30 protein-coding genes are annotated in these 23,903 nt (G+C 64.9%); 12 read left to right on the top strand and 18 right to left on the bottom strand.

Going from position 1 to position 23,903, the window contains the following annotated elements; translation table 11 throughout:
- Nucleotides 1-49: 49 nt before the first annotated feature.
- Nucleotides 50-850 carry a thioesterase family protein gene (locus BCCGELA001_RS24690; protein ID WP_008564038.1) on the top strand — a complete coding sequence of 267 codons (801 nt, stop codon included), beginning with the start codon at nt 50-52 and terminating at the stop codon, nt 848-850.
- On the opposite strand, the gene BCCGELA001_RS24695 is transcribed toward BCCGELA001_RS24690, so the two are convergent.
- Both BCCGELA001_RS24695 and BCCGELA001_RS24700 read right to left on the bottom strand, forming a co-directional pair.
- Nucleotides 838-1,662, bottom strand: a complete 825-nt coding sequence (locus BCCGELA001_RS24695) for a helix-turn-helix domain-containing protein (RefSeq protein WP_060736532.1) — start codon at nt 1,660-1,662, stop codon at nt 838-840. The two genes, BCCGELA001_RS24690 and BCCGELA001_RS24695, sit on opposite strands and share 13 nt — an antisense overlap.
- A gap of 53 nt (nt 1,663-1,715) precedes the next feature.
- Entirely contained in the window at nt 1,716-2,537 is an 822-nt protein-coding gene (locus tag BCCGELA001_RS24700; protein WP_008564023.1) for a helix-turn-helix domain-containing protein, read from the bottom strand.
- A gap of 101 nt (nt 2,538-2,638) precedes the next feature.
- On the opposite strand from BCCGELA001_RS24700, the gene BCCGELA001_RS24705 reads away from it, so the two are divergent.
- Nucleotides 2,639-2,869 (top strand): hypothetical protein, encoded by a 231-nt coding sequence (locus BCCGELA001_RS24705; RefSeq protein WP_083543385.1) that lies wholly within the window; start codon nt 2,639-2,641, stop codon nt 2,867-2,869.
- Nucleotides 2,870-2,902: 33 nt separating this feature from the next.
- Nucleotides 2,903-3,301, top strand: coding sequence for a hypothetical protein (locus BCCGELA001_RS24710; protein WP_008564019.1), 399 nt, complete (start codon nt 2,903-2,905; stop codon nt 3,299-3,301).
- Between the two features lie 73 nt (nt 3,302-3,374).
- On the opposite strand, the gene BCCGELA001_RS24715 is transcribed toward BCCGELA001_RS24710, so the two are convergent.
- The gene (locus BCCGELA001_RS24715; RefSeq protein WP_008564016.1) at nt 3,375-3,941 is read right to left on the bottom strand and encodes an SET domain-containing protein; all 567 of its coding nucleotides are present in this window, start codon (nt 3,939-3,941) and stop codon (nt 3,375-3,377) included.
- Nucleotides 3,942-4,106: 165 nt separating this feature from the next.
- On the opposite strand from BCCGELA001_RS24715, the gene BCCGELA001_RS24720 reads away from it, so the two are divergent.
- Entirely contained in the window at nt 4,107-4,712 is a 606-nt protein-coding gene (locus tag BCCGELA001_RS24720; protein WP_060736533.1) for a hypothetical protein, read from the top strand.
- Here BCCGELA001_RS24720 and BCCGELA001_RS37340 read toward each other — a convergent pair.
- Together BCCGELA001_RS37340 and BCCGELA001_RS24735 are read right to left on the bottom strand one after the other, a co-directional pair.
- A complete protein-coding gene (locus BCCGELA001_RS37340; RefSeq protein ID WP_008567026.1) occupies nt 4,709-5,332 on the bottom strand; it encodes a DUF6321 domain-containing protein in 624 nt (207 codons plus the stop codon). The genes BCCGELA001_RS24720 and BCCGELA001_RS37340 overlap by 4 nt on opposite strands.
- A 43-nt stretch (nt 5,333-5,375) precedes the next feature.
- Nucleotides 5,376-6,092: a TetR/AcrR family transcriptional regulator gene (locus BCCGELA001_RS24735; RefSeq protein WP_060736534.1), complete on the bottom strand. Its 717-nt coding sequence runs from the start codon at nt 6,090-6,092 to the stop codon at nt 5,376-5,378.
- Nucleotides 6,093-6,198: 106 nt separating this feature from the next.
- Here BCCGELA001_RS24735 and BCCGELA001_RS24740 point away from each other — a divergent pair, with 106 nt between their 5' ends.
- The 5 genes from BCCGELA001_RS24740 to BCCGELA001_RS24760 all read left to right on the top strand — a co-directional run bounded on the left by BCCGELA001_RS24740 (nt 6,199) and on the right by BCCGELA001_RS24760 (nt 10,064).
- Nucleotides 6,199-7,596 (top strand): carotenoid oxygenase family protein, encoded by a 1,398-nt coding sequence (locus BCCGELA001_RS24740; protein WP_060736535.1) that lies wholly within the window; start codon nt 6,199-6,201, stop codon nt 7,594-7,596.
- 147 nt (nt 7,597-7,743) lie between these two features.
- Nucleotides 7,744-8,001, top strand: coding sequence for a hypothetical protein (locus tag BCCGELA001_RS24745; protein WP_060736536.1), 258 nt, complete (start codon nt 7,744-7,746; stop codon nt 7,999-8,001).
- Between the two features lie 172 nt (nt 8,002-8,173).
- On the top strand, nt 8,174-8,728 hold the full coding sequence (locus BCCGELA001_RS24750) for an inner membrane-spanning protein YciB (protein WP_060737814.1): 555 nt from the start codon (nt 8,174-8,176) through the stop codon (nt 8,726-8,728).
- A 99-nt stretch (nt 8,729-8,827) separates the two neighbouring features.
- Nucleotides 8,828-9,124 carry a hypothetical protein gene (locus tag BCCGELA001_RS24755; protein ID WP_008566922.1) on the top strand — a complete coding sequence of 99 codons (297 nt, stop codon included), beginning with the start codon at nt 8,828-8,830 and terminating at the stop codon, nt 9,122-9,124.
- Between the two features lie 19 nt (nt 9,125-9,143).
- Nucleotides 9,144-10,064, top strand: a complete 921-nt coding sequence (locus BCCGELA001_RS24760) for a hypothetical protein (protein WP_060737815.1) — start codon at nt 9,144-9,146, stop codon at nt 10,062-10,064.
- Nucleotides 10,065-10,170: 106 nt separating this feature from the next.
- Here the strand turns inward: BCCGELA001_RS24760 and BCCGELA001_RS24765 are convergent, their stop codons facing one another.
- From BCCGELA001_RS24765 to BCCGELA001_RS24775, 3 genes are all read right to left on the bottom strand, one after another.
- Nucleotides 10,171-11,826 carry a fumarate hydratase gene (locus tag BCCGELA001_RS24765; RefSeq protein WP_008565274.1) on the bottom strand — a complete coding sequence of 552 codons (1,656 nt, stop codon included), beginning with the start codon at nt 11,824-11,826 and terminating at the stop codon, nt 10,171-10,173.
- Between the two features lie 123 nt (nt 11,827-11,949).
- Nucleotides 11,950-12,234, bottom strand: a complete 285-nt coding sequence (locus tag BCCGELA001_RS24770; RefSeq protein WP_008565273.1) for a type II toxin-antitoxin system RelE/ParE family toxin — start codon at nt 12,232-12,234, stop codon at nt 11,950-11,952.
- 6 nt (nt 12,235-12,240) lie between these two features.
- Nucleotides 12,241-12,462, bottom strand: coding sequence for a hypothetical protein (locus BCCGELA001_RS24775; protein ID WP_060736537.1), 222 nt, complete (start codon nt 12,460-12,462; stop codon nt 12,241-12,243).
- A 122-nt stretch (nt 12,463-12,584) separates the two neighbouring features.
- Between BCCGELA001_RS24775 and BCCGELA001_RS24780 the strand changes: the two genes are divergently transcribed.
- The 3 genes from BCCGELA001_RS24780 to BCCGELA001_RS24790 all read left to right on the top strand — a co-directional run bounded on the left by BCCGELA001_RS24780 (nt 12,585) and on the right by BCCGELA001_RS24790 (nt 14,362).
- Nucleotides 12,585-13,058, top strand: coding sequence for a hypothetical protein (locus BCCGELA001_RS24780; protein ID WP_060737816.1), 474 nt, complete (start codon nt 12,585-12,587; stop codon nt 13,056-13,058).
- Between the two features lie 337 nt (nt 13,059-13,395).
- Entirely contained in the window at nt 13,396-13,569 is a 174-nt protein-coding gene (locus BCCGELA001_RS38485; RefSeq protein ID WP_193409737.1) for a hypothetical protein, read from the top strand.
- A gap of 118 nt (nt 13,570-13,687) precedes the next feature.
- Nucleotides 13,688-14,362, top strand: coding sequence for a methyltransferase family protein (locus BCCGELA001_RS24790; RefSeq protein ID WP_008565265.1), 675 nt, complete (start codon nt 13,688-13,690; stop codon nt 14,360-14,362).
- 27 nt (nt 14,363-14,389) lie between these two features.
- Here BCCGELA001_RS24790 and BCCGELA001_RS24795 read toward each other — a convergent pair whose 3' ends face one another.
- From BCCGELA001_RS24795 to flgB, 10 genes are all read right to left on the bottom strand, one after another.
- The gene (locus BCCGELA001_RS24795) at nt 14,390-15,097 is read right to left on the bottom strand and encodes a glutathione S-transferase (RefSeq protein ID WP_008565263.1); all 708 of its coding nucleotides are present in this window, start codon (nt 15,095-15,097) and stop codon (nt 14,390-14,392) included.
- A gap of 145 nt (nt 15,098-15,242) precedes the next feature.
- Nucleotides 15,243-15,923 carry a hypothetical protein gene (locus BCCGELA001_RS24800; protein WP_008565260.1) on the bottom strand — a complete coding sequence of 227 codons (681 nt, stop codon included), beginning with the start codon at nt 15,921-15,923 and terminating at the stop codon, nt 15,243-15,245.
- Between the two features lie 256 nt (nt 15,924-16,179).
- The gene (locus BCCGELA001_RS24805; protein ID WP_060736539.1) at nt 16,180-17,193 is read right to left on the bottom strand and encodes a Tim44 domain-containing protein; all 1,014 of its coding nucleotides are present in this window, start codon (nt 17,191-17,193) and stop codon (nt 16,180-16,182) included.
- A gap of 322 nt (nt 17,194-17,515) precedes the next feature.
- A complete protein-coding gene (cckA, locus tag BCCGELA001_RS24810) occupies nt 17,516-20,095 on the bottom strand; it encodes a cell cycle histidine kinase CckA (RefSeq protein ID WP_060736540.1) in 2,580 nt (859 codons plus the stop codon).
- Between the two features lie 154 nt (nt 20,096-20,249).
- On the bottom strand, nt 20,250-21,329 hold the full coding sequence (gene flhB, locus BCCGELA001_RS24815; RefSeq protein WP_008565238.1) for a flagellar biosynthesis protein FlhB: 1,080 nt from the start codon (nt 21,327-21,329) through the stop codon (nt 20,250-20,252).
- A 13-nt stretch (nt 21,330-21,342) separates the two neighbouring features.
- A complete protein-coding gene (gene fliR / locus BCCGELA001_RS24820) occupies nt 21,343-22,113 on the bottom strand; it encodes a flagellar biosynthetic protein FliR (RefSeq protein WP_060736541.1) in 771 nt (256 codons plus the stop codon).
- A 17-nt stretch (nt 22,114-22,130) separates the two neighbouring features.
- Entirely contained in the window at nt 22,131-22,394 is a 264-nt protein-coding gene (fliQ, locus tag BCCGELA001_RS24825; RefSeq protein WP_060736542.1) for a flagellar biosynthesis protein FliQ, read from the bottom strand.
- 108 nt (nt 22,395-22,502) lie between these two features.
- Nucleotides 22,503-22,811 carry a flagellar hook-basal body complex protein FliE gene (gene fliE, locus BCCGELA001_RS24830; protein ID WP_060736543.1) on the bottom strand — a complete coding sequence of 103 codons (309 nt, stop codon included), beginning with the start codon at nt 22,809-22,811 and terminating at the stop codon, nt 22,503-22,505.
- Between the two features lie 16 nt (nt 22,812-22,827).
- Nucleotides 22,828-23,253: a flagellar basal body rod protein FlgC gene (gene flgC, locus BCCGELA001_RS24835; protein WP_060736544.1), complete on the bottom strand. Its 426-nt coding sequence runs from the start codon at nt 23,251-23,253 to the stop codon at nt 22,828-22,830.
- A gap of 23 nt (nt 23,254-23,276) precedes the next feature.
- A complete protein-coding gene (gene flgB / locus BCCGELA001_RS24840) occupies nt 23,277-23,681 on the bottom strand; it encodes a flagellar basal body rod protein FlgB (RefSeq protein ID WP_060736545.1) in 405 nt (134 codons plus the stop codon).
- Nucleotides 23,682-23,903: the final 222 nt, after the last annotated feature.

The raw sequence follows: 23,903 nt of genomic DNA on the forward strand, positions 1-23,903 counted from the left end.
TGCCCTGCTCCGATACTCGCGGCCACGATCGAGCCAGCGGGAGACTGCCATGACAGCCATTTTCAGGCCAGAAGGCCATCATTTCCGGGCGACGGAGCATGCCGGCGGTCCCTGGTCGCCGGACATGTTGCAGGGAAGCGCCACCACGGCCCTGATGGCCCGCGAGGTCGAGCGGCTCGCGACCCAATCAGGCTTTGCGGTGCGGCGCCTGACTTTCGACCTGTGGCGACCGGCGGGCCTGCGGGCCTTCAAGACCGCAACTGAATGGCTGCGCGACGGCCGCAAGGCCAAGACCGTGCAGGTGCGGCTGATGGACGGCGAAACCGAGATCGGCCGCTGCACGGCGCTGCTGACGGCGCAGGGCGGCGAGTCGCCGCCTAATCCGTTCGCCGGGCCAGCGGCGCCAGAGAAGGCGCCGGAGGACGGAAGCCCGCCGCCGGCCTTCGCGCAGAAATGGAGCCGCTATTTCCAGAACGTCTCGGTGCGGCTGATCGAGGGCGCGCTGGAAAATCCAGGCCCTGCGGCCGCCTGGATGCGGCTCGACGCGGCATTGGTCGAAGGCGAGCCGAACACGCCGATGCTCCAGGCCGTGCAGGCCGCGGACTTTTCCAGCGGCGTCGCGCAGATCGTCGACATGCGCAGCTGGACCTTCATCAACCCCGAGATCAGCCTCTATTTCTTCCGTCCGCCGGAGGGCGATTGGATCCTGATCCGCGCCGCGACCCGCGTCGGCGCCAATGGCGCGGGCCTCACCACGGCAACGCTGAGCGACCGCAAAGGTCCGTTCGCGGAGGTGATGCAGGCGATGACCTTCGAGCGGCGCGAGGCCGCGCAGGCTCAGGCGTCCTGAGCGGCAAGTGCGATCAGCGTCGCTTCGGACGCGGCATCAACAGGCATGAACATCTCGACGCGGAGCTCCTGGAGCGTCACGTCCTGCGGCGTGCCGAGCGTCAGGACCGCGCCGATCAGGCCGATGCCGATCTCGCCCCTGCGCAGCCGCACCTCGCAGAGCGGCCCCGGCACGGCGTTGTCCTCGAGCTGAGGCGCAGGTAAATCCGGCAAGCGCATCAAGTCGCGCCAGGTCGATTGCAGGGCGTCGTCGAGCGGCGCGGCCATGGCTTCATGGCGCGCCCGCGACAGCAGCGCTGCCGCAACGATCGGCCAGTTCTCGACGAATGGCTTGAGCTCGTTCGGCGCAAGGAACATGCGCATGTGGTTGAGCGGGCGCTGCATGCGCTCGGGCCCGAGCAGCATGGTCATCAGGCGTGTGGCGGCGCGATTGGCCTGCTTCACGTTCCAGCGCCGGTCGGTCACGATGGCAGGGAACGGATCGTGCCGTCGCAGCAGGAGATCGATGGCGCGCCGCGCATCGGCGAGCTCCGGCGCGGCGAGATCGCGCTCGCCATATTGCCGCGCGAAGCCGCCGGCCTCGAGCAACGCGTTGCGGTCGCGCAGCGACAGATCGAGCGCTGAGGCGAGCTGGAGCAGGATGTCCCGGCTGGCCGCCGCCTTGGCCGTCTCGACGTGGCTGAGATGCTTGACCGAGATGCCGGCCTCGAACGCCAGCTCCGCCTGACTCAATGCACGGCGCATGCGCCAGGCGCGCAAGAGATCGCCGACCGGATTGGCCGGCCGCAACGGCCGGGAGGATCGTGTATCCATCCGCCGATTATGCGAGCGCCGCTGCGCGCTGTAAACGCCGCTAGGAAAGCCAGTTAGGAAAGGCTCGCCGCCATCTGCTTCAGCCGTTCCGCGGTGCGCTCGTCCGCCGGGAAGAAGGTCTCCAGCGCCAGCTCCGACAGGGTGATGTCGACGGGCGTGCCGAACACCATGGTGGTGGAGAAGAAGCTCAGGATCTCGCTTCCGTGTCGCAGCTTGAAAGGGATCGCGACATTGTCGCTCGACAGCGGCGCCGACCGCGCCGGCATGGGATAGCTCTTGAGATCGTTGTAGAGCTTGATCAATTCAGGATCGGCCGTCGCCTCGCATTGCCGATGCAGCCGCTCCAGGAGATGCCCGCACCATTCCGCGAGGTTGACCGTGCGCGGGGCCAGCGCCTCGGGATGGAAGGCGAGCCGCAGCACGTTGACGGGCTGGCCGAGCAGATGCTGCGGGATGCCGTCGAGCAGCGGAGCAACCATGCGGTTGGCGGAGACCAGATTCCAGTGCCGGTCCACCGCGAGTGCGGGATTGGGCTCATGCGCCTTCAGGACGAGGTCGATCGCCTGGCGGGCTGATTTCAAGGCAGGATCCTCCAGCGGACGCTGCTGGAAGGCCGGCGCGTAGCCCGCGGCCACCAGCAGCACGTTGCGTTCACGCAAGGGCACGTCGAGGCGTTCGGCGAGCCTCAGCACCATGTCGCGCGAGGGCGCGGCACGGCCGGTCTCGACGAAGCTCAGATGCCGCGCCGAGATCTCCGCTTCGCCGGCGAGATCGAGCTGGCTCATGCGGCGGCGCTGCCGCCATTCGCGCAAATGGTCGCCGATATGGACCGGCTGGCTGCGTTCGGTGCGTGCGGTGGATGCATGTGCGTTCATGACCAAAAACCTAGCATGCGGATTTCGGTGCTTCCATTACCAGCGAGGTAATCGAATTCCCCCTCGCGCCGGCTCATCTTCCATCACGATAGGAGATGACCATGATCGCGCTGCTGCTCTACCGGACCATCGCAGACCACGTCCTGCCCTGGGCCGTGGCTTTCGCAACCCGCATGCTGGCGCGGAGCCTCAACATGCCCGAGCCGCTCGTGCATTCGACCGGTGACTACGTCGTCGCGCAGGTCGTCGCCTTCGAGCATGGCGTCGGCAAGAGCCTCTGCCCGTTCCGCCTCGCCCGCATCGTCCGCGCTTGGTGGCGCGGCGTGCGCTGACGTCCCTTCCCACCTCAACCAAGGAGAACCACGATGATCGAAGCCTCCACTTTCCTGCGCCGTGCACTCTTCGCCGACGCCGTCTTCAGCGGCGTCGCCGCGCTCGGCTTCACTTTCGGCGCAAGCGCGTTCGGCGCGCTGTTCAGCCTGCCCGAGGTGCTGCTGCGCGAAGCCGGCCTGTTCCTGATCGCCTACACCGCGCTGGTGGGCTGGCTCGCCGCACGCGCGTCCGTTCCCAGGGCGCTCGTGCTGCTGGTCGTGATCGGCAATGCGGCCTGGACAATCGGCAGTATCGCGCTGCTGCTTTCGGGCGCGGTGTCGCCGAATGTTGCCGGCGTGCTGATGGTCGTGGCACAGGCGATTGCGACCGGCGTATTCGCCGAGCTGCAATATGTGGGATTGCGGAAGAGCGGGAGCGTCGTGGCGGCGTAGCTAGACCCGCTCACCACGCGCAGTCGTCGCCCGGCTCGGCCGGGCGACCGACTATTCCAGAAAATGCCTAAGCTCAGGCTCGCGCGCGTCCGTTCGCCTTGGCGAAGGTGTGACCGTTGAGCTTCTTCTTTTTGGCGGCCTTGTTCTTGGGGCTCGTCGCGCCCGCCTTCTTGGCCTTGCGCGCCTTCACCTTGGCGGCTTCCGCCCGCGCCTCGGCGCGCAGCTTCTTGCGCTTCTTCTCACAGGAGTCGCACTTGCAGCCGATCGGCTTCAAATAGGCTTTGAAATAGTCGGTGCCGTAATCGTAGTTGATCTCGTCGCCGGGCTCGATGTTCCTGATCGCGCGGATGAAGACCTTGCGCTCACGCGGGCGGACGTCGGATTCCGCGTTGGGACGGCAGGAATGGTTGATGTAGCGGGCGAGGTTCTTGCGCACCGAGCCGTCGATGGTCCAGCGCCCGTTGAGCTCGAACAGATATTTGTTCTCGATCTCGTCATGCGCCGGAATCCTGGAATCCAGGATCGGTCCGAAATAGCGGATGATCCGGGTCCCCTTCTTGATCGGCTTGGTGGCGAAGAGGCCGAGCCCGGTCTTGGAGCGGCCGACGCGATAGGGTTTGTTCGTGGATGTGGCTGGCATGATCAGAGGGAACGAGGACGCGAACGAGGCCGGAACGGCTTAAAGCGAAGCCGCTCTTCTAGAACGATTCCGCGCCGCTGTCAGGTGTCCGGCGGCGTTGATTGAACCTTGCCCACAATCAAGGCGTCTGATGGGACGGAGTTCCAGCCGCACCGAAGCGTCATCATGATCCGTATTACCGCTCTCTCCCTCACGGCGCTGCTGATCTGCGCCGGCCTCGGCTGCGCCCACGCCCAATCGGTGGGCAGCAGCTACACCTCGTCGGCGCCGAAGGATTGCCGCCCGGTCGGCAAGCCCAGCGAGCTCGACGGTAGCACCACGCGCGTGTGCCCGGGCAAGGACGGCCTGATGGTGCTGATCGCCGAGGACGATCTGCGCGAAATCGTCTCGGTCGGCCGCAACCACAAGCAGGCGGCCAAGGAACCGGCGGCCAATGTCTGGTTCGCACCGTTCAATTCATCGGAAAACACCGTGGAATGGCGCAGCTCGGACGCCAAGCCGTTTGCGATCATCCAGCGCTGGCACATCGCCGACAATGGCGATCCCGACAAGCAGGGACGGCCAAACACCAAGGCCATGCTGGTGGTGACCCGGCTGCCCCCAGGCCCGGTCTGCCACGTCGCCTATGTCGATGCCATCGCCAACCCGACCGCCAATGAGCTCGCCCGCAAGGCCGCCGACGATTTCGCCCGCGGCTTCACCTGCGGCAAGGATCAGGTGAAGGTCATCGGCGCGCCCGGCCGCGCCGTCGAGCTGGCGACGATGCGCTAGCCTCTCGCCTTGGTGCGCCGATAGCGTGCCAGGAGGCGCTCGCCCTTCGCCGCGATGCGCCGTGCCGCTGCCACCGTCCTCGGAACTGGCTCGCCCCAGGCATGTGCGGAGAGCGCGTGCCGGGTCGGACGCCCCTTGGCATCGACCAGCGGCGGCAGCTTCGCGCGGCCATAGAAGCGCACGGCCCAACTGCCCTTGCGACGCATCTCCTGCGGCGTCATCTCCGACGCTTTCTTGGTGACGCCGGGCCGCAGATGCGCGCCCTGCTTGCGTGCGAACGCCTTGCGGCCCGCGGCGGTCAGGCCGCCACGCGGGTCTTTTTCTTTGGCCGAAGCGCGACGCTTAGCCTTTGCGGCTGTCTTCGCTGTCCGCTTTCGGGTCTTCTTCGCCGACTTCTTCGTGGATTTTTTAGCCTTTGAAGATTTGGCTTTCGATTTCGACTTAGACGTTTTCTTCGCTGCCATGCGCATGTTGTCCACGAGGTTGGGATAGCGGCGGCCGGCACGGCGGGCACGCTTCTTCGCGGCCGACTTCTGCGCGGGACTGAGATGCTTGGACGCCTTGCCCGCTCGCTTGCGCGGGTTTTGGCGTTTCCAGGGAGCGCGGGACGATTTTGCCATGCGGCGTCAACGCCTCAGCATGGCAAGGGTTGCGTCCGCGGCGTCAGGGACCAGGCTTCCCCGCCACGGGCGCCGTCAGCATCGCCTCGAGCAGCCGTTCGGCGCTGGTCCCTTCAGGCAGTCGCCCCAGAATGTCCTTCAGCCGGCCGTCGAGCAGCAGCATGGTGAAGCCGTGCACCATCGACCAGGCGCGCGCGATCGCGGCGCCCTGGTTGAGCGTCAGCGCATCTTCGCTGATCTGCTCCTGTCGCATCGCGCCAATGGCGTTCGCCAGTCCGGCGAAGGAGGCTTCGGCAGCCTCGTGCAGCGAGGGTCTCGAATAATCGAGCCGCTCGGTGCGGAACATGATGCCGTACATGCCGGGATGCGCCTGCGCATAGGCGACATAGGCCTTCGGCCTCGCCAGCGCGCGTTCGAGCGGCATCGTGGCGGCATCGCAGGCCGAGGCCATCGCGGTGTTGAACTGACGGAAGCCGACGGCGGCGAGCTCGCTGAGAAGCCCGGTGAGATCGCCGAAATGATGCGTCGGCGCGGCATGCGAGACGCCCGCCTCGCGGGCCACCGCGCGCAATGTCAGGCCGGCAAGCCCGTCTCGCTCCAGCACCCGCTCGGCGGCCTGGAGCAGCGCCTCGCGCAAAGCGCCGTGATGATAGGGGGTCTCGGTCTTCGCAGCCGCGGGGCGATGCGCAGGACGCACCCGCGTGTTCGCGGCCATCTTTTTCGGATTGCGCGGGGTCCGCGCCGTTTCGCTCTTGCCCATGGGACAAGCTATATGACGCAATATTGACAGTGTAAAGATTCCACTTGACCGGAAAGGCGAACGGCGATATCTCATCTTTACGATGTAAAGATCAGGAGGATACGCCGTGCAGCAGGACGCCGTCACCGATCGCTACAACAACATCGCGCCGATACCTTTCGAAGCCGACGCGCCATTCCTGACGATCATCGGTGAATTGCCGCGCGAGCTGAACGGCACGCTCTATCGCAACGGCCCCAATCCGCAGTTCTCCTCGCCCGGGGCGCACTGGTTCGTGGGCGACGGCATGCTGCACGCCTTTCATCTCGAGAATGGACGCGCCAGCTACCGCAACCGCTGGGTCCGCACACCGAAATGGCTGGCCGAGCACGATGCCGGCCGCGCCTTGTTCGGCGGCTTCGGCCGCAAGCTGCCGGATGCACCGGCGAACCTGACTGACGGCGGCGTCGCCAACACCAACATCATCTTCCATGGCGGCAAGCTGCTCGCTTTGGAAGAAGCGCATCTGCCGACCGAGATCGAGCCGGGGACGCTGGCGACGCGCGGCTATCACGATTATCACGGCCGCGTCGCCGGCAGCTTCACAGCGCATCCGAAGGTGGATCCCGTCACCGGCGAGCTCGTGTTCTTCGGCTACAACGCCGCAGGCCCACTGACGCCTGCCCTCTCCTACGGATCGATCGATGCCGCCGGCAAGGCAACGCGCTTCGAGCGGTTCGAGGCGCCCTATGCCAGCATGGTGCACGACTTCATCGTCACCGCGAACCATGTGCTGTTTCCGATCCTCCCGATCACCGGCAGCATGGAGCGCGCGATGAGCGGGCGGCCGCCATATGCCTGGGAGCCGGACAAAGGCGCCTATGTCGGCGTGATGAAGCGCAGCGGCACGGCCAAGGACATCGTCTGGTTTCGCGGTGAAGCCTGCTACGTCTTCCACATCATGAATGCGTGGGAGGAGGAGAACCGAATCGTCGCCGACGTCATGCAGTTCGAGGAAGCGCCCTTGTTTCCGCATCCGGACGGGCGGCCGACCGATCCGGAGAAGTCGCGCGCCCGGCACTGCCGCTGGACCTTCGATCTCTCGGGCAACACCGACCGCTTCCAGCAGACTTATCTCGACGATCTCACCGGCGAATTCCCGCGCATCGACGATCGTCGTGCCGGGCTGAAGAGCGGTCACGGCTGGTACGCCTGCGCCAATCCACGGCTGCCGATGTTCGGCGCGCTCTCGGGCATCGTCCATGTCGATGGTAACGGCAGGCGGCTCGGCCACTATCTGCTGCCGGCCGGAGACACCATCTCCGAGCCTGTCTTCGTCGAGCGATCGAAGGACGCGGCCGAGGGCGACGGCTGGCTGCTCGCGGTGGTCTGGCGCGCGCGAGAGAACCGCAGCGATCTCGCCGTGTTCAATGCCATCGATGTCGAGGCAGGCCCTGCCGCGCTGGTGCAGCTCGGCCACCGCGTGCCCGACGGCTTTCACGGCAATTGGGTGGGAGCCGCATAGCAGCCGTCATTCCGGGGCGCGACGAAGTCGCGAGCCCGAATCCATTGGGCAGCATGACACGAAGCGAAATGGATTCTCAGGTGCGCAATTGCGCACCGTAGCGCGACGCTTCGCGTCGCCCTGGAATGACAGATAGAGGAGTTTCACATGCACTTGCCCTGGATCGTCGTAGGCTGTTTGACCGCCCTCACCTGCGCCGTGCTCGTATTGCCAACGAGCTGCCTGCAGCGGAGCAGCCAGACCATCTTCAACGGCGGCATCCTGCTCGCGGTGGGCCTTCTGATCGTCTCGGCGCTGCCGATCCTGTCCCACCTGTCTTGGACGGGATGGGTCGATCACACGCTAGACCAGGTGGTTGCGCTGTTTCACTTTTTGGAGGTCGCCTATACGGTTTTGACGCTGTGACGGTTCAATGATCCGTCTCGCCCGGAGCAGTCACTCCCATTGAATTGGTTCCAACCGAGCCCGGATTTCTCCCGCAACACCGGTTCATCCACAAAATGGTATCCCGAGCATCGTCAGACCAAGTATGGTACGTCCAGCCGCGCATGCCCAACGCCCGCTGAACAGGACCACGATGAAGGATGTATTCGCCCGTCTCGGCTCCGATCTTTTCTCCGCCATCCTCTTCCTGGCCGTCTACCTCATTACCGACCATATCGTCCTAGCGACGGCGGTGGCGATCGCCGGTGCGTTCGCGCAAGTGATCTATGCCCGCGTCAAGGGGCAGCAGCTCAACTACATGACCTATGCGAGCCTCGCACTGGTCGTGGGACTGGGCGCGATCACATTGCTGACCAACGACGCCCGCTTCATGCTGGCGAAGCCCGCGATCGCACATTTCGCGATCGGCCTGATCATGCTCAAGCGTGGCTGGATGTTGCGCTACATGCCGCCGATCGTCGTCGAGACCGTTCCGGAATATGTGACGGCCGCGGGCTATGCCTGGGCAGCGCTGATGTTCGTGATTGGCGCCGGCATGATCGTGGTCGCTTCCACGGGTGATCTGAAGCTGTGGGCATTCTATCTCACGGTGGTCGCGGGCGGCGGCAAGATCCTGGCCTTTGCCGTGCAGTACATCGTTCTGCGGCTCATCGTCAGCAGCCGCCGACGCGCCGCTGCCCGCGCCTGAATGCGGGGTTACGCAGGCGCGTCGAGTTGGGTTATAGGCTCGCCACGGGACTGGCCGCGGATCGTCGCGGTCCGCCGGTGATTTGTTCGGGAGACGGGAATGGCCGTGGACGGCAACTGGAATCTGACCATGACGACGCCGATGGGCGAGCGCCAGGCGACGCTGAGCTTGAAAGCTGAGGGCGGCACGCTCACGGGCACGCAAGGTGCGGAAGGTAATACCGCCGAAATTTTCGACGGCACCGTCTCGGGCGACAACGTCTCCTGGAAGGTTTCGATCGACAACCCGATGCCGCTCACGCTGGAATTCACCGGTACGGTCGCGGGCGACAACATCAGCGGCGAGATGGGCATCGGCCCGATGGGCAGCTTCCCGTTCACCGGCGCGCGGGCGTAACGCCGCGCGTCGAATGGCCATGCGTGCGCTCCGCCTCATCGCGGCAATGATCCTGTCTGTCGCGACACAGGCGGCGTGCGCGGACGACACCGAACCGGCGTGGCGCGCAAGCGCGCTCGCCCTGGTGCCGGCAGGCTATGTCGCCGGCGCAGCCTATCGGACCGAAGGCGCGACCGGGTACCTCGCCGTCTATGCCGCAACATCGAACGATCCGAAGACTCCGGCCAGCGTGTTCGCGGCCCGTCAGAGCCTCGTCGTCACGCTGACTCCGGACGCGACGCGGGCCGTCTCGGCCGAACTGAAGCCGCGCACCGAGCCAGCTCCGGACGGCGACGACACCGATTTCGCCGAGATGCACGCCGATCTCGCGGCAAAGCGCTCCACCCTGCCCGCAGGTACCGAACCTTGCGCTCTCGGCGCCTGGTCCATCGACAAGGATCCGAACGGCCTCAACGTGCGCGCCGAGCCCTCGGTGAAAGCGCGCGTGCTCGGCACCCTGCCGCCGCCCTACCGGCTCAAGCTCGGCGGAGCCGAGAACACGCCCGAGGGCGGCTGGCTCACCGAATTCCGCATCATCGGCTTCCGGGATGGCTGGTTTCTGATCGCGGGCGCGAAGCCGCCGGGCAAAGACTACGAAGACGAGAAGAGATACCCGCGCAACGCGCCAAAACCCTATGCCGGGCGTGGCTGGGTCGCGGCCAACAAGGTCGGCGCGAGTTATGCCAACGGCTCCACACGTGCGGGCGGCTTGTTTCAGGCCCCCTTCATCGACGCCAAATGGATGCCCGCACAGCGTGAGCTGGGCGGCCCGATCGACGGCGACGGCGGACCGAAGCGACTTCTCGCCTGCAGCGGATATTGGGGCCTGGTCGAGAGCCATGACGGCGTCCGCGGCTGGTGGCGCGCGCTGTGCTCGAACCAGGTTACGAATTGCAGTTAGATCAGACGGAAGCGTCCCCGATCTCTCTGCGTCATACGCGGGCTTGACCCGCGTATCCATCTTCTGACGTGCGATGGATGGCCGGGTCAAGCCCGGCCATGACAACTCAGCCCAGGTTCAACTCCTTGAAGAAGTCGTTGCCTTTGTCGTCAACGATGATGAAGGCGGGGAAGTCGACGACCTCGATGCGCCAGATCGCTTCCATGCCGAGCTCGGGATATTCCAGCACCTCGACCTTCTTGATGCAGTGTTCGGCAAGGTTGGCCGCGGCACCACCGATCGAGCCGAGATAGAAGCCGCCATACTTCTTGCAGGCCTCGCGCACGGCCGGCGCCCGGTTGCCCTTGGCCACCATCACCATCGAACCACCGGCGGCCTGGAATTGGTCGACGAAGGAATCCATGCGGCCGGCGGTGGTCGGACCGAACGCGCCTGAGGCATAGCCGTCGGGCGTCTTGGCCGGGCCCGCGTAATAGACCGGGTGGTTCTTGAAATAGTCCGGCAGCGGCTCGCCCTTCTCCAGCCGCTCGCGCAGCTTGGCATGCGCGCTGTCGCGCGCGACGATCATGGTGCCGGTCATCGAGACGCGCGTCTTGATCGGGTATTTCGAGAACGTCGCCAGGATGTCCTTCATCGGCTGGTTGAGATCGATCTTCACGACCTCACCGCCGAGCGACTGCTCGACCTCGGGCAGATATTGCGCCGGGTTGTGCTCGAGCTCCTCGAGATAAACACCGTCCTTGGTGATCTTGCCGAGCACCTGGCGGTCCGCCGAGCAGGATACGCCGAGGCCAATGGGGAGCGAAGCGCCATGGCGCGGCATGCGGATCACGCGCACGTCGTGACAGAAATATTTGCCGCCGAACTGCGCCCCCACTCCCAGGCTTTGCGTCATCTTGTGAATTTCCTGCTCCATCTCGACGTCACGGAAGGCGTTGCCGTCGGGCGAGCCGTGGGTCGGCAGCGCGTCGAGATAGCGCGCGGAAGCGAGCTTCACCGTCTTCATGCAGAGCTCGGCCGAGGTGCCGCCGATCACGATGGCGAGGTGATAGGGCGGACACGCTGCTGTGCCCAGCGTCAGGATCTTCTCCTTGAGAAACGCGAGCAGCCGGTCCTTGGTCAGAACCGAGGGCGTGGCCTGGAACAGAAAACTCTTGTTGGCGGAGCCGCCGCCCTTCGCCATGAACATGAACTTGTAGGCGTCGTCGCCCTCGGCGTAGATCTCGCACTGCGCCGGCATGTTGTTGGCGGTGTTCTTCTCCTCATACATCGAGAGCGGCGCGACCTGCGAATAGCGGAGATTGCGGCGCAGATAGGCATCGCGCGCGCCTTCCGAGAGCGCCGCCTCGTCGTCACCGTCGGTGATGACGTTGCAGCCCTTCTTGCCCATGATGATCGCAGTGCCGGTGTCCTGGCACATCGGCAGCACGCCGCCGGCCGCGATGTTGGCGTTCTTCAAAAAGTCCAGCGCGACGAACTTGTCGTTCGGACTGGCCTCGCCGTCCTCCAGGATCGAGCGGAGCTGCTGCAGATGACCCGGCCGCAGATAGTGGTTGATGTCGCCGAAAGCCGCCTCCGACAGCGCCCGCAGCGCCTCGCGCGACACCACCAGCATGTCCTTGCCGAGGACCTTCTCGACCCTGACACCTTCGGACGAAATCTTCTTGTAAGGCGTCTCGTCCTTGCCCAGCGGGAACAGTGGCGTGTGCTTGTAGGGCGGAACGGGCTTTGACTGGTCGGGAAAGGCGGTTGGAGCGTTCATGGGGCGGATCTCGGGGTTTTGGGGCCCTGGCGGGCCCTCGGCGTAGAAGCGTTCTAAGCCCATTTTGGCCGGAAAAGGAAGGGACCGATGCGCATAGGTCGGGCCAACGGGCCACCCCTCGCATTAAGTATCCCGAGCCTGAGCGCCGTGAAGCACCGCCGCTATAACGACCCGCCCGTACACGACGTCAACTTCGTAGACCACGACATAGGGCAGGCGCGGCACGACCCACTCAAATGTCTCGGGATCATGCCCGACGTGACCCATGAAGGGAAATGAAGTCAGCAGCCCTATGCTGTTGAGCAGCCGGTCGGTCACCTTTCGGGCGGCCGCCGGACTATCTTGTGAAATCCAATTGAAGATACTTTCGAGATCGGCAACCGCCTGATCATCGAAAATCAACTCCATCGCCCCTCAAGAACCAAAGCGCGCAACGCGCGCACGCACTTCGTCAAGTGTGAGGAATTTACGGTTTGGGTCCGCCCGACGACGACGCACTTCGGCAATCTGTTCGTCGGTCAACCGGATTTCCTGCATGTGCTTGACATAGTCGAGCAGAGCCCCCGCGGCAGCATCCTGCTCGCGTTCGGGAAGCTGTTCGACCTGACGGATGGCCTCGTCCAGGAGCTTGGTCATACGGCGCAGTATAGCATGTTGCAGGCGACAGAACAGCCACGCCGCAAGTGGAAAGGGCCATTCCCACCCTTGCGCTTCGCGTCCTCCGACGCTTGAATGCGCGTCCTAAGGGGCTTTTCATCATGACATTGAACTTGAACGTCCGCGGCGCGATCCTGGTCGCCGCCGCCATCAGCGGACTTGTGACCCTCACCTCGCCCGCGCGCGCCGACCGCTGCGACGACAGCGCCAAGGAGCTGGCGAGCCAGGTCGATCGTCTCAAGGTGAACTTCCGGGCGGCCAACGTCGTCTACCTGACGCACCCGGCGGCCAAGGAGCTGTCCGTCGGCTGCCGCGGCGATAAATATTCCATCGAGCTCTATGCCAAGGGCGACCGCAAGCCCAAGCCGGAATTCTATGCGTTGGTGGGATCGATGGCGGCGATCGTCTTCACCGTGACGAAGGACGACACCACGACGGGCGCCACACGCTGCCTGAAGCGGATGGGCCTGTTGCGCGGCGACAAGGTCGCCATGCGTTACCGGCGGCTCAACATGGAGTGCACCCGCACCAAGACGGAAGCGTCGATCGCGATCACGCGCGGCAAGGACGAGTAGGGGCGCTCGTCGCTATTGCAGCGGACAAGGCGCTCACGTGGCGCGACGCAGCTCTCCACGGATTCCGCATTGCGAGCGCAGCGACCTGTCCGCCGAAGCCTTGGCGAAGGCGGAAGCAATCCAGAGTCCCTCCGCGGAAACAGACTGGATTGCTTCGTCGCAAGAGCTCCTCGCAACGACGAGGAGAGGTCTCGTCATCTCCGAGAGACAACGCGGATGAGGCGCGAAAGCCGCCTCATCCACCGCCCCCATTCCCTCGCATTTTAGCGATTGCCTTGAAGGAAATTTCGCTCCTTGCAGGGCAGGCTGGATTGCTTCCATGTGTGAGGATTTGCGGATGAAGGTTTCCACCGTTGCGCCGCCGCCGATCGCGATCGTGGTTCCCAACTACGACACGAGCAAGCAGCAGAACGATCAGGCCAAGGTCAGGGACGAGGATCCGACCTTCAAGCCGCAGCCGCCTGCGCCGCTGCCGCCAGGTCAGGGCACGCGGATCGATCAGCTCGCCTGATCGGGCTTGCCGAAGGCGGAAAGCGCCCGGTCCGGTCGACCGGGCCTCGCGCGTTCCGCCGCATCTTTGCCGGATAGCGGGACCAACTTCGTGCGCGGCGATCCACGGGGTCCTGCGCATGATCGCACGCCTCCTGCTGCAGAACACGATCTTCACCGTCGGCATGGGCACGCTGCTGTTCGCCTCCGCCGGGACATTGCACTGGCCTTCGGCCTGGGTGTTCCTCGTCACCTCCGCCGTACTTGGTCCACTCTGCGGCTGGTGGCTCTACCGGATCGATCCGGCGCTGCTCGCCGAACGTCTGCGGCCGGTCCTGCAAAAGGATCAGCCTGCCGCCGACAAGATGTTCATGATCGTCTTCGTCATTGCGATGCTGGTCTGGCTGGTCGCGATGGGCGTCGACCGACGCATCCGATTCTCCGAGATGCCGATTGCGTTGCAGGTCTTCGGCCTCGTGCTGTTCCTGGCCTCGACACTGTTCACGATGTGGGTCTTCCGCGAGAACTCGTTCGCCGCGCCCGTGGTGAAGCTCCAGGCCGAGCGCGCCCAGCGCGTGATCTCGACCGGGCCTTACGCCCATGTGCGCCACCCCATGTACAGCGGCATGGTCCTGTTCTTCGCCGGCCTGCCGCTGCTGTTGGGGGCGTGGTGGGGACTTGCAATGGTGCCGGTATTCGCAGTCTTGTTTGCGGTCCGCATCGGGATCGAGGAGCGCACGCTGCGCGAGGGCCTGCCGGGCTATGCCGAGTACTCGGCGCGGGTGCGCTATCGCCTGGTGCCAGGTCTTTGGTGAGGAGACATCACTCTCCCGACCGCACCGCTAAGCGTCCAGTTCGCGATAGTGGCGGAAGATGCCTTGCTCGTTGAAAGCAATGCGGCGGTCGCTGTCGAGATAGGCCTTGATGTTCGGCCGTGCGGCGATGCGGTCATGCAGACCGACAAGGCCCGGGATGTCGCTCTCGAACGCCTTCATGCGCTTGGGGAAGGCATAGCGCAGTCCCGCAACGATCTGGAATAGCGAGAGATCGACATAGGTCAGTCTGCGGCCGGTGACATAGGCGCCGCCGCTATCGGTGAGGAGCCGCTCGAAATAGCCGAGAAATTTCGGCACGCGCTCGCTCCAGAAATCGGCGGTGCGCTTTTTCGCCGGCGGCTTCTGGTCTTCGTAGTACATCGAAGGCCCGAGCGGATGATGGGTGTCGTGGATCTCGACCACGAGATCGGTGATGGTGAGCTGCAGCTGGTGCACCCAGAGCCGGCCAGCCTCCGTCTTCGGCGCAAGCCCATGTCGGCTGCCGAGATAGAGCAGGATGTTGGCGGTCTGGCCGATGACGAGCTTGCCTGCCTTCAGGAACGGCGGCGCGAAAGGCGGCGTGCCCGCATGCGCCTCCATCATCTTCATCATCGCAGCCGTTCCACGCGGTCCGCGCGCGATGTCGACGTAAGCGGCGCCGGCCTCCTCCAGCGCCAGCCGCACATATTCGCCGCGACCCTGGATTTCGGGCCAGTAGTAGAGCTCGTATTTCATGAGGAAGGTCCGTAAGCGTGGGGCGACGGAACCAATGAAGCAGGTAGCCGAAGGTTCCGCCGAGTGAGCGACGGATCTCGCCGAAAGCTCCGTCATTGCGAGCGCAGCGCTCGCAATGACGAGTGAGAGAGCTTCGCGCCTTAATTCAATTCGCCGCGAAGCAGTACAACAGGCCGTCGCCGCCGGTGGACTTCAGATCGGCCTGCGAGCAGCCACCGTCTGGACCGCGCGAGGGGTGAGAGCTGTTCCAGGACTTCGAGGGCTCGTCGTCGCGCAGGCCGCGGCGATCAAAATGGCCGACCATCGCGGCGCCTTGCGTGCTCGACGTCCAGTTCTTGCAGGTGCGATCGTCCGGCCCGGCAAAGGCGGTGCCGTCGGCCTGCGATCCCGTGAGGATGTCGTGCCGGTTCGGCTGGTCGCCAGCACCGGTGATCCCCTCGCCTTTCTCGGTGAGCGCGGTCTGCTTGGTGAGATTATTGGCAGCGCTGTGCAGTTCGCCCACGTCCTTGGCGATCGCGGTGCCCTTGGCGTTCTGCCACGGTCCCTTGCCGATGCGGTCCTTGGCGTTGACGGCCGGCTTGCCGTCCGCAGCCTGCGTCGAGAGATAGGCGCGCCAGGTCTTGCTGCCGGCGCCGGCGGCCTGAGCGAGCTTCTGGCATTGCGCGTCGGCTCCCTCGAGGCCGCCGAGATCGGCGCCCTTGCCCGGACCGTTGGAGGTCACGAAGAAGGTCATGTCGGCCGATTGCGCCTGCGCCGATGGCGCTGCCAGCATGGCCATTACGAGCGCAAGGCCCGAAATCGTCACGGATCTGTCGATGCGGATCATGTTGTCCTCCCATTGTGTTCGTTGTCTTGTGCTTGTCGTTGTGGCGCTTTCGAGCGAAGTGGATACCGGTTCGCGTGAAGAAGACGCGTAAAACAAAAATCCAGAGCTTCGGTTCTGATCCATCAGAACCGAAGCTTTGGCCGCCTGATGTCAACCCGACGTGGGCCAGCTTATTCCGATTCTGCGATGCGAGATGGCCAAAGAAAAAGGCGCCGTGCAGAAGCACGACGCCCTTGGTTTGTCCTGTCGCAAGCGATCAGTTGGTTTGCTGGATCGCCGACAATTCCCAGCCGGTGCCCGGCCGGCGGGCGAAGGTCCAGATCTCGGTCGCCTCACCCGGCTGCTCGCTGCCGGCGACGACTGCGCCGGTGTTGCGGTCGGTCGTCTTGTCGGTGAGGGCGAAGCGCAGCGCCACCGTGGCGTAGTCCGTCTCGCCTTCGCGCCAGGCTTCCGCGAGGTCGCCCTGCAACAGCTTGACGTTGGTCACCTTGTTGACGACGTTGCGCGCGCGGTTCTGGGCGAGATCCTGCTCCAAATAGGAGACCATCTCCGGCGTCGCGAGCGCATGCAGCTTAGCCACGTCCTCGTTCGACCAGGCGGCCTGGACTTCGCCGAGCAGCCGCTCGAACGCCTCATAGTCGTCCGGCTTGATCTCGAGCGGCGCATTGTTGGCGCCGAAGCCGAAGCCACCAAGGCCGCCACCGAGACCGCTACGATAGTTCGGCTGCGGGCCCTGACCGGCGCCGGAGTCGGCACCGGCATTGGCATAAGCCGGCTGCTGCTGCTGCGCATGACGGCGCTGCCACCAGGACATCGCCAACCGCACCACGAGCACCACGAGCGCGATCTGGATGATCAGGCCGAGGATCGAGGAGAGGCTGCCGAGGCCGCCGAACAAGCCGCCGCCGAACAGCATGCCGAGCAGGCCGGCGCCGAGGAAGCCGGCCGCAAGGCCGCCCATGAAGCCGCCAGCGCGGCCAAACAGGCCGCCGCGGGCGGGCGCAGCCGCGGCCGAATTCATGCCTGCACCCGGCTGGGTGTAGGTGCGGTTGAACTGCGAGGTCGAGCCCGGCGCGGTCGTGGTCGACGGCGGAGCCGAATAGGTTCGCGAGCCGCGCGAACCGGACGAGAAGCCGCCGCCGGCGCGGGCGTCGGCGGACGAGATCGTCAGCGCGGTCGGCAGCGCAAGCGCCAGCACGACGGCAATCGTCTTGAAGACACTGCGGGAGCGTTGCGAGAAAGTCATGTGCGTTTCCCAAATCCCCGGCATGGGGACGTGCGCTTAAGATGGGCAGACTTCCCGAAAAGTGAAGCCGGTTTCGGGAAATGTGGCTGCGGCCCTCAGTCGCGGGGATGTGGCAAAAGCTCCTATTTGGCAGGGGTTTTACGGGGAACCAGGGGCCAACGGTTAGCGCCGGGTTTACGACCGATTTCCGCTTTTCCCCACATCAGCGCGAGCCCAGCTGTTCACCAGCCGTCATTGCGAGGAGTGCAGCGACGAAGCAATTTCCGCGGAGAGATTCTGGATTGCTTCGTCGCTGCGCTCCTCGCAATGACGGAGAGAAAGATCAGCGCGGGCGAGAGAGAAGCCGTCACCCCTGCTTCGTCATCGTCTCCTTCACCGCCGCCACGAGCTGGCTGAGCGTGAACGGCTTTGGCAGGAAGTCGAACTGCTGGCCCTCGGGAAGGCTCTTCTCGAACGCATCCTCAGCGTAGCCGGAGACGAAGATGAACCTGATCTCGGGGTTCTGCTCCCGCATCGCCTTCAGCAGCGTCGGACCGTCCATCTCCGGCATCACCACGTCGGAGACGACGAGATCGATCGCGCCACCCTGCTCCTCCAGCACCTCCATGGCCTCGACGCCGTTCTCGGCCTCGACCACGGTGTAGCCGCGCGAGCGCAGACCGCGCGCGTTCAATGCACGCAGGCCCTCCTCGTCCTCGACCAGCAGGATGGTGCCCTGTCCCGTGAGATCAGTCCGCGGCTTGGCCTCCGCTGGCGGGCCGGCCTCCTTCGCGCCATTGGTCGCGCTGATCACGGCTGCAGGCTGCTCGACCTGCGCCTCCGCCTCGGCATGATGGCGCGGCAGGAAGATATGGAACGAGGTTCCCTGCCCCGGTTCGGAATCGACGTAGATGAAACCGCCGGTCTGCTTGACGATGCCGTAGACGGTGGACAGCCCGAGTCCGGTGCCTTTGCCCACCTCTTTCGTCGAGAAGAACGGCTCGAAGATCTTGTCGCGAATGTCGGCGGGGATGCCGGTGCCGGTGTCGGCGACTTCGATCCGTACATAGTCCGCCGCCGGCATGCCCTTGTAGGCGAGCTTGCCGGCATCGTCGCTGGCGACGTTGGCGGTGCGAATGATCAGCTTGCCGCCGTCGGGCATCGCGTCGCGCGCGTTCACCGCGAGATTGACGATCACCTGCTCGAACTGGGAGACGTCGACCTTCACCGGCCAGAGGTCGCGGCCGTGCACGAGGTCGAGCTTGACCTTCTCGCCGATCAGCCGGCGCAACAGCATGGTGAGATCCGAAAGCGCATCGCCGAGGTCGAGCACCTGCGGCCGCAGCGTCTGCCGCCGCGAGAACGCCAGCAGCTGCCGCACCAAGGTGGCGGCGCGCGTCGCGTTCTGCTTGATCTGCATGATGTCCTGGAACGACGGATCGGTCGGCTTGTGCGCGTTCAGCAGGAAGTCGTTCGCCATCATGATGGCGGAGAGCACGTTGTTGAAATCGTGGGCGATGCCGCCGGCGAGCTGGCCGACCGTCTCCATCTTCTGCGACTGGTTGATCTGGTTCTCCAGCGCGCGCCGCTCGGTGGTCTCGAGCATGTGCACGATGGCGGCCTCCGCCTCGTTCTCGGCCGCATCGACCGGCGTGACGAAGAACTGGCCCCAGCGCTCCTTGGTCCCTTCCAGCGCCACCTCGACGGGGGCGATGTCGGCCTGGCCTTCGGCGGCCTGGTTGATGGCCGCGATCAGCAGATGGCGGTCGCGCGAATTGACCGCGCGGAAGATGGATTTGGAGGCGCTGTCGAGCCCGAGCGCCTGCCCGAGCTTGGCGTAGCGCGCATTGGCGCGCACCACGTTGCCGCCGCGATCGACGGTGGCGATCGCCATCGGCGTGTGGTCGAAGAAGCGCATGAAGCGCACTTCGGCGGCGCGGTCGGGATCGCTGCGCTCGTCGCGCGCACGGCTGATCACGAGCGTGCGCGACGGACCCGGCGCGCCGTCGGCGCCGAAGGCGAGCTTGTGGTAGAGCCGCACCGGCATGGTCTTGCCCGTGCGCATGCGCAGGTCGATGTCGAAGACTTCGGTCTTGACCTCGCCGGGCACCGCGACGATCGAGGTCAGCAGCGAGGCGCCGTCGCCGGAGACGATGTCGGTCAGCTTCAGGCCGCCCGAGCCGATCTCGGCGAGGTCGTAGTCGAGCCAGTTCGCCAGCGTCGCATTGACGTAAGCGAGCTCGCCGGCCGGATTGACCGAGAAGAAGCCGCACGGGGCGTGATCGAGATATTCGATCGCGTGCTGGAGCTCTTGGAACACGTCCTCCTGGCGCTCGCGGTCGCGGGTGATGTCGGCGATCGACCACACAGCATATTTCCCCTCGCGCTTGCCCGTGCCGAGGGGGCGGACCCGCATGCGGAGCCAGCGACCCTGGTTGCCGTCATGGCCGGAGATGCGCACCTCTTCCTGCTGCCGCTTGCCTTCGCGGGCGGCCTTGAGCAGGCGGAACACGGCTTCGGAGACATCGGGATTGCCGATGAAGACGCGCTCGACGGGACGCACGTCCTGGGGACCGGTCGCACCCGTCAGCGTCAGATAGGCCGCGTTGGAATAGACCACATGCCCGCGGCTATCGGTGACCGCGAGCCCGTCGAAGGCATGATCGGAGATCCGGCCGATGATGGGATCATCGAGATTGCGGTCGGCGAAGCGGATGATGCCGGCGGCGAAGGCGAACAGGTTGAACAGGCCGACCATCGCCAGCACGGCGAGGATGCCGAGAATATAGGGCTGCGCCTGCGCGCGGCCGAGCGTCATCAGCCCGACGGCGACCGCGACAAGGCCGGCGGCCACCAGCAGCACGAGCGCGATACTGCCCGAGCGCGGCGACGGCTCATGCGCCGCAACGGGCTCGCGTGACAGGTCGTGGTCGGTCTCAGCAGTCATTTTACGCTGGCGTAGCCTGTCGGCAGAGAATCAACGCGCTCCGGGGCGCGCGAGGTCCTCCCTGCCTGAATCGGACCCGGAGGTGCAAGGGCAGCAGACGCGAAAGGTACGCTGATTCCCAGATTACGGCCATTTCCGGTACTTTTCGGGCATTTTATCCCCGCCCGGCGCCGAATCCGCGCTTCAGGCGCATGACGTAACCGATGACCTCGGCGACCGCATGGTAGTGCTCGGTCGGGATTTCCTGGTCGATGTCGACGGTGGCGTAGAGCGCGCGCGCCAGCGGCACGTTCTCGACGATCGGAATGTCGTGCTCGCGCGCGATTTCCCGGATCTTGAAGGCGAGATTGTCGACGCCCTTGGCGACGCAGATCGGCGCGGACATGCCGCGCTCGTAGGACAGCGCCACCGAATAGTGGGTCGGATTGGTGATGATCACGGAGGCCTTAGGAACCGCCGCCATCATGCGCTTCTTGGCGCGCTGCTGCCGCAGTTGCCTGATCCTGCCCTTGATGTGCGGGTCGCCTTCGGACTGCTTGTATTCTTCCTTGATCTCCTGGAGCGACATCTTCTGGCGCTGGAACCAGCTGCGGTACTGGAAGAAATAGTCGGCGATGGCGACGATCGCGAGCGCGGCCACCACCGCGCCGAGCAGGTGGATGGTCATGCTGGTGGTGGCGCCGAGCATGGCCGCCGGGTCGAGCCTGACCATTGCCTCCATGCGATGCCGCTCCGGCCACAGGATCATGGTCATGACCACGGCGAGCAGGACCAGCTTGCCGATGCCCTTGAGGAAATTGGCGGCCGCCTGCTTGCCGAAGATGCGCTTGAAGCCCGCCCCGGGCGAGATCTTGTTGAATTTGGGTTTCAGGGATTCGGTGGACCAGACCAGGCGATGCTGGAGCATGTTGCCGGCAATCGCCGCCAGCGTCAGCATCAAGAGCGGCACGCCGATCGCCGCGAGCACGGCGACTTCGATCTGCTGCGTCAGCGCCAGCAGAGACCTGCCATCGGTCTTGATCATCCAGGAATTGGCGAGCAGGTTGCGCATCGGCGTCAGCAGCCCGCTGCCGACCGAGCCGGCGAAGGTCGAGACCACGAGCGTGCCGCCCGCCATCATGAACCAGGTGTTGATCTCCTGGCTCTTGGCGACGTCGCCGCGTTCGAGTGCGTCGTCGAGACGCTTTTGCGTCGGGTCTTCTGTTTGACTTTCGGGATCGTTGTCTTCCGCCATCGGTCGACCCCCGTCACTTGAGCGGAATCATCTGGTGCATGACACCGATGAAGTAATCGAGATACGTGCCCATCATCGCGGCGAGCACCACGGCGAGTACCAGAAAGCCCGCGAAGATCGAAAGCGGCACGCCGACGAAATAGACCTGCATCTGCGGCATCAGCCGCGCCAGGATGCCCAGCCCGATGTTGAACACGAGGCCGAACACCAGGAACGGTCCGGAGAGCTGCAGGCCGAGGCGGAACGCGGCGGCGAAGGCCCGCGTCGCCAGCGAGGCGATGTCGCCGCTCGAGACGGTCTCGCCCGGCGAGAAGATCTTATAGCTGTCGTTCAGCGCCGCGATCACCAGATGATGGCTGTCGGTGGCAAACAGCAGCGTCACGCCCAGCATGGTCAGGAAGTTGCCGATCAGCACGCCTTGCTGGCCCTGCGTCGGATCGACCGAGGTGACGAAGCCGAGTCCCATCTGCTGCGCGATCACGGAGCCGGCGACCTGGAGCGCCGAGAGCGTCACGCGGGCGGTCGCGCCCAGCACGATGCCGATCGCGATCTCATGCAGCATCAGGACCAGGAGCGGCGCAAGCGAGCCCATGTCGACCTGATAGGCGTTGCGATGCAGCGGCAGGATGATCAGCGTGAGCAGCAGCGCGATCGACAACTTGATCCGCGTCGGGATGTTGGTTTCGCCGAGCCCTGGCAGCAGCATCACCATCGCGCCGACCCGGGCGAAGACCAGCATGAAGGAAGCGGCGAGCGCCGGCAGCAGCGAGACGTCGATGCGCATGATCTACGCATTGTGCCTTAGCCGCCGATGATTCGCGACGAGATCCGCAGCATGTGGGCGTGGAGCGAGTCGGCCATGAACGGCAGCGCCAATAGCATCGTGGCAAAGATGGCCAGGATCTTGGGCACGTAGATCAGCGTCTGCTCCTGGATCTGCGTCAGCGCTTGGAACAGCGACACGACGACGCCGACCACGAGGCCGACCACCATCAGCGGCGACGATACGATCACGATGGTCCAGATCGCATCGCGTGCGACGTCGAGGGTTTCGGGTCCGGTCATTTGCAGAATTCCGCTGTTCTTTGTCTGAGGGCACTGAGGGAAGCGAATGGCGAGTGGCGAATGGGAGAGCCTATTCGCCACTCACCATTCGCCGGTCGCCCTTCCCAATCAGATCGGCATCTTCATGATGTCTTCATAGGCCGCGATGACGCGGTCGCGGACCGAAACCAGCGTCGACACCGCAACGTCGGTGTCGGCGACCGCCGTCACCACGTCCATCACGTTGGCCTTGCCGGAAGCCATCGCCACCGCCTGCGCGTCGGACTTGCGACCGGACTCGATGACGCTGCCGACGGCGTCCTTCAATAGCGAAGCGAAGGATTGCCCGCTCGCCTCGCTGCCCTTGGCGGCGCCGCTGTTCTCCAGCACGCGGGCGAGATTGGCGTAAGCATTGGCGGCGATTGTCGGTGATGCCATGGCTCAGATGTCCTGTTCAGCTCTTGAGGATGTCCAGCGTGCGCTGGATCATCCGGCGCGTCGCACTGATGATGTTGAGATTGGCCTCGTAGGACCGCTGCGCGTCGCGCATGTCGGTCATCTCGACCACCGAGTTCACGTTGGGATATTTGACGTTGCCGCTCGCATCCGCGGACGGATTGTTCGGCTCGTACCTGACCCGGAAGGCGGACTGGTCGGGCTTGATCCTGCCGAGGGTGACGACTTGGGCCTCCAGCGTGCGGTCGAGCGCGGACGAAAAAGTCGGCACCTTGCGCCGGTAGGGATCGCCGCCCGCGGTCTGCGCAGTCGAATCCGCGTTCGCGATGTTCTCCGAGATCACCCGCATGCGTCCGGCCTGCGCCCGCAGGCCGGAGGTCGCGATCGCCATCGAGCGGGCAAAGTCGCTGCTGTCATTCGCCATGATCCGCCTCCTCTAAGCTTCTCTCAGGCCTTGCCGATCGCGGTCTTGAGCAGATGCAGGCTCTTCGAATAGAGCGAGGTCGCCGCCGCGTAGTCCATCTGGTTGTTGGCCGCTTTCATCATCTCCTCTTCGAGGACGACCGCGTTGCCCGCAGGCCGGGTCTCGAAGCCCACATTCTTGTTCTGGTCGAATGCGGAGGCCGCCCCCGGCGGCGTCATGTGGGAACCGCTGGTGCGGGTCAGCACCAGGGGTCCCATGGCGCCGGTGATCGCGCCGGATTTGTCGAGCTTCGGCTCGACCAGGTCGCGCGGCCGGAATTTGGGGGTATCGGAGTTGGAAACGTTCTCGGACAGGACGCGCTGGCGCTCCTGATGCCACTGCATCTTGGTTCGCAGCGCCGACAGCAGCGGGAGGTCGTTGATGGACATCGTTGCGGCTCCTTCCGCCCATTCCGGACCTCGAGGTCCGGAGCTAGGCAGAATTTGCCGCGTGTATGGTTAACGGCTGGTTAAGATGTCACAGGCATATGTTCCCGGACGGGACATGAATGTGGGTGCCCCGTGATTCCACACGCCCAAAAGCAGTATTAACCCAACCGCTTGGCGGCGCGTGCACAGGCCAAGAAGTCGTTTTGGATCGGGCGATTCATG

It is taken from the genome of Bradyrhizobium sp. CCGE-LA001, assembly GCF_000296215.2.
Taxonomy (GTDB): domain Bacteria; phylum Pseudomonadota; class Alphaproteobacteria; order Rhizobiales; family Xanthobacteraceae; genus Bradyrhizobium.

What these genes read in the sequence shown, in the direction of transcription:
- BCCGELA001_RS24735 (WP_060736534.1), bottom strand. Translation starts at nt 6,092, where the DNA reads ATGGGCAAGAGCGAAACGGCGCGGACCCCGCGCAATCCGAAAAAGATG.
- BCCGELA001_RS24795 (WP_008565263.1), bottom strand. Translation starts at nt 15,097, where the DNA reads ATGAAATACGAGCTCTACTACTGGCCCGAAATCCAGGGTCGCGGCGAA.
- BCCGELA001_RS24720 (WP_060736533.1), top strand. Translation starts at nt 4,107, where the DNA reads ATGATCCGTATTACCGCTCTCTCCCTCACGGCGCTGCTGATCTGCGCC.
- BCCGELA001_RS24765 (WP_008565274.1), bottom strand. Translation starts at nt 11,826, where the DNA reads ATGAACGCTCCAACCGCCTTTCCCGACCAGTCAAAGCCCGTTCCGCCC.
- BCCGELA001_RS24760 (WP_060737815.1), top strand. Translation starts at nt 9,144, where the DNA reads ATGCGTGCGCTCCGCCTCATCGCGGCAATGATCCTGTCTGTCGCGACA.
- BCCGELA001_RS24790 (WP_008565265.1), top strand. Translation starts at nt 13,688, where the DNA reads ATGATCGCACGCCTCCTGCTGCAGAACACGATCTTCACCGTCGGCATG.
- flhB (WP_008565238.1), bottom strand. Translation starts at nt 21,329, where the DNA reads ATGGCGGAAGACAACGATCCCGAAAGTCAAACAGAAGACCCGACGCAA.
- BCCGELA001_RS24800 (WP_008565260.1), bottom strand. Translation starts at nt 15,923, where the DNA reads ATGATCCGCATCGACAGATCCGTGACGATTTCGGGCCTTGCGCTCGTA.
- BCCGELA001_RS24805 (WP_060736539.1), bottom strand. Translation starts at nt 17,193, where the DNA reads ATGCCGGGGATTTGGGAAACGCACATGACTTTCTCGCAACGCTCCCGC.
- BCCGELA001_RS24695 (WP_060736532.1), bottom strand. Translation starts at nt 1,662, where the DNA reads ATGGATACACGATCCTCCCGGCCGTTGCGGCCGGCCAATCCGGTCGGC.
- fliE (WP_060736543.1), bottom strand. Translation starts at nt 22,811, where the DNA reads ATGGCATCACCGACAATCGCCGCCAATGCTTACGCCAATCTCGCCCGC.
- BCCGELA001_RS24775 (WP_060736537.1), bottom strand. Translation starts at nt 12,462, where the DNA reads ATGACCAAGCTCCTGGACGAGGCCATCCGTCAGGTCGAACAGCTTCCC.
- fliR (WP_060736541.1), bottom strand. Translation starts at nt 22,113, where the DNA reads ATGCGCATCGACGTCTCGCTGCTGCCGGCGCTCGCCGCTTCCTTCATG.
- BCCGELA001_RS24750 (WP_060737814.1), top strand. Translation starts at nt 8,174, where the DNA reads ATGAAGGATGTATTCGCCCGTCTCGGCTCCGATCTTTTCTCCGCCATC.
- flgC (WP_060736544.1), bottom strand. Translation starts at nt 23,253, where the DNA reads ATGGCGAATGACAGCAGCGACTTTGCCCGCTCGATGGCGATCGCGACC.
- BCCGELA001_RS37340 (WP_008567026.1), bottom strand. Translation starts at nt 5,332, where the DNA reads ATGGCAAAATCGTCCCGCGCTCCCTGGAAACGCCAAAACCCGCGCAAG.
- BCCGELA001_RS24770 (WP_008565273.1), bottom strand. Translation starts at nt 12,234, where the DNA reads ATGGAGTTGATTTTCGATGATCAGGCGGTTGCCGATCTCGAAAGTATC.
- BCCGELA001_RS24690 (WP_008564038.1), top strand. Translation starts at nt 50, where the DNA reads ATGACAGCCATTTTCAGGCCAGAAGGCCATCATTTCCGGGCGACGGAG.
- BCCGELA001_RS24715 (WP_008564016.1), bottom strand. Translation starts at nt 3,941, where the DNA reads ATGCCAGCCACATCCACGAACAAACCCTATCGCGTCGGCCGCTCCAAG.
- BCCGELA001_RS24745 (WP_060736536.1), top strand. Translation starts at nt 7,744, where the DNA reads ATGCACTTGCCCTGGATCGTCGTAGGCTGTTTGACCGCCCTCACCTGC.
- BCCGELA001_RS24705 (WP_083543385.1), top strand. Translation starts at nt 2,639, where the DNA reads ATGATCGCGCTGCTGCTCTACCGGACCATCGCAGACCACGTCCTGCCC.
- BCCGELA001_RS38485 (WP_193409737.1), top strand. Translation starts at nt 13,396, where the DNA reads ATGAAGGTTTCCACCGTTGCGCCGCCGCCGATCGCGATCGTGGTTCCC.
- cckA (WP_060736540.1), bottom strand. Translation starts at nt 20,095, where the DNA reads ATGACTGCTGAGACCGACCACGACCTGTCACGCGAGCCCGTTGCGGCG.
- BCCGELA001_RS24710 (WP_008564019.1), top strand. Translation starts at nt 2,903, where the DNA reads ATGATCGAAGCCTCCACTTTCCTGCGCCGTGCACTCTTCGCCGACGCC.
- flgB (WP_060736545.1), bottom strand. Translation starts at nt 23,681, where the DNA reads ATGTCCATCAACGACCTCCCGCTGCTGTCGGCGCTGCGAACCAAGATG.
- fliQ (WP_060736542.1), bottom strand. Translation starts at nt 22,394, where the DNA reads ATGACCGGACCCGAAACCCTCGACGTCGCACGCGATGCGATCTGGACC.
- BCCGELA001_RS24780 (WP_060737816.1), top strand. Translation starts at nt 12,585, where the DNA reads ATGACATTGAACTTGAACGTCCGCGGCGCGATCCTGGTCGCCGCCGCC.
- BCCGELA001_RS24755 (WP_008566922.1), top strand. Translation starts at nt 8,828, where the DNA reads ATGGCCGTGGACGGCAACTGGAATCTGACCATGACGACGCCGATGGGC.
- BCCGELA001_RS24700 (WP_008564023.1), bottom strand. Translation starts at nt 2,537, where the DNA reads ATGAACGCACATGCATCCACCGCACGCACCGAACGCAGCCAGCCGGTC.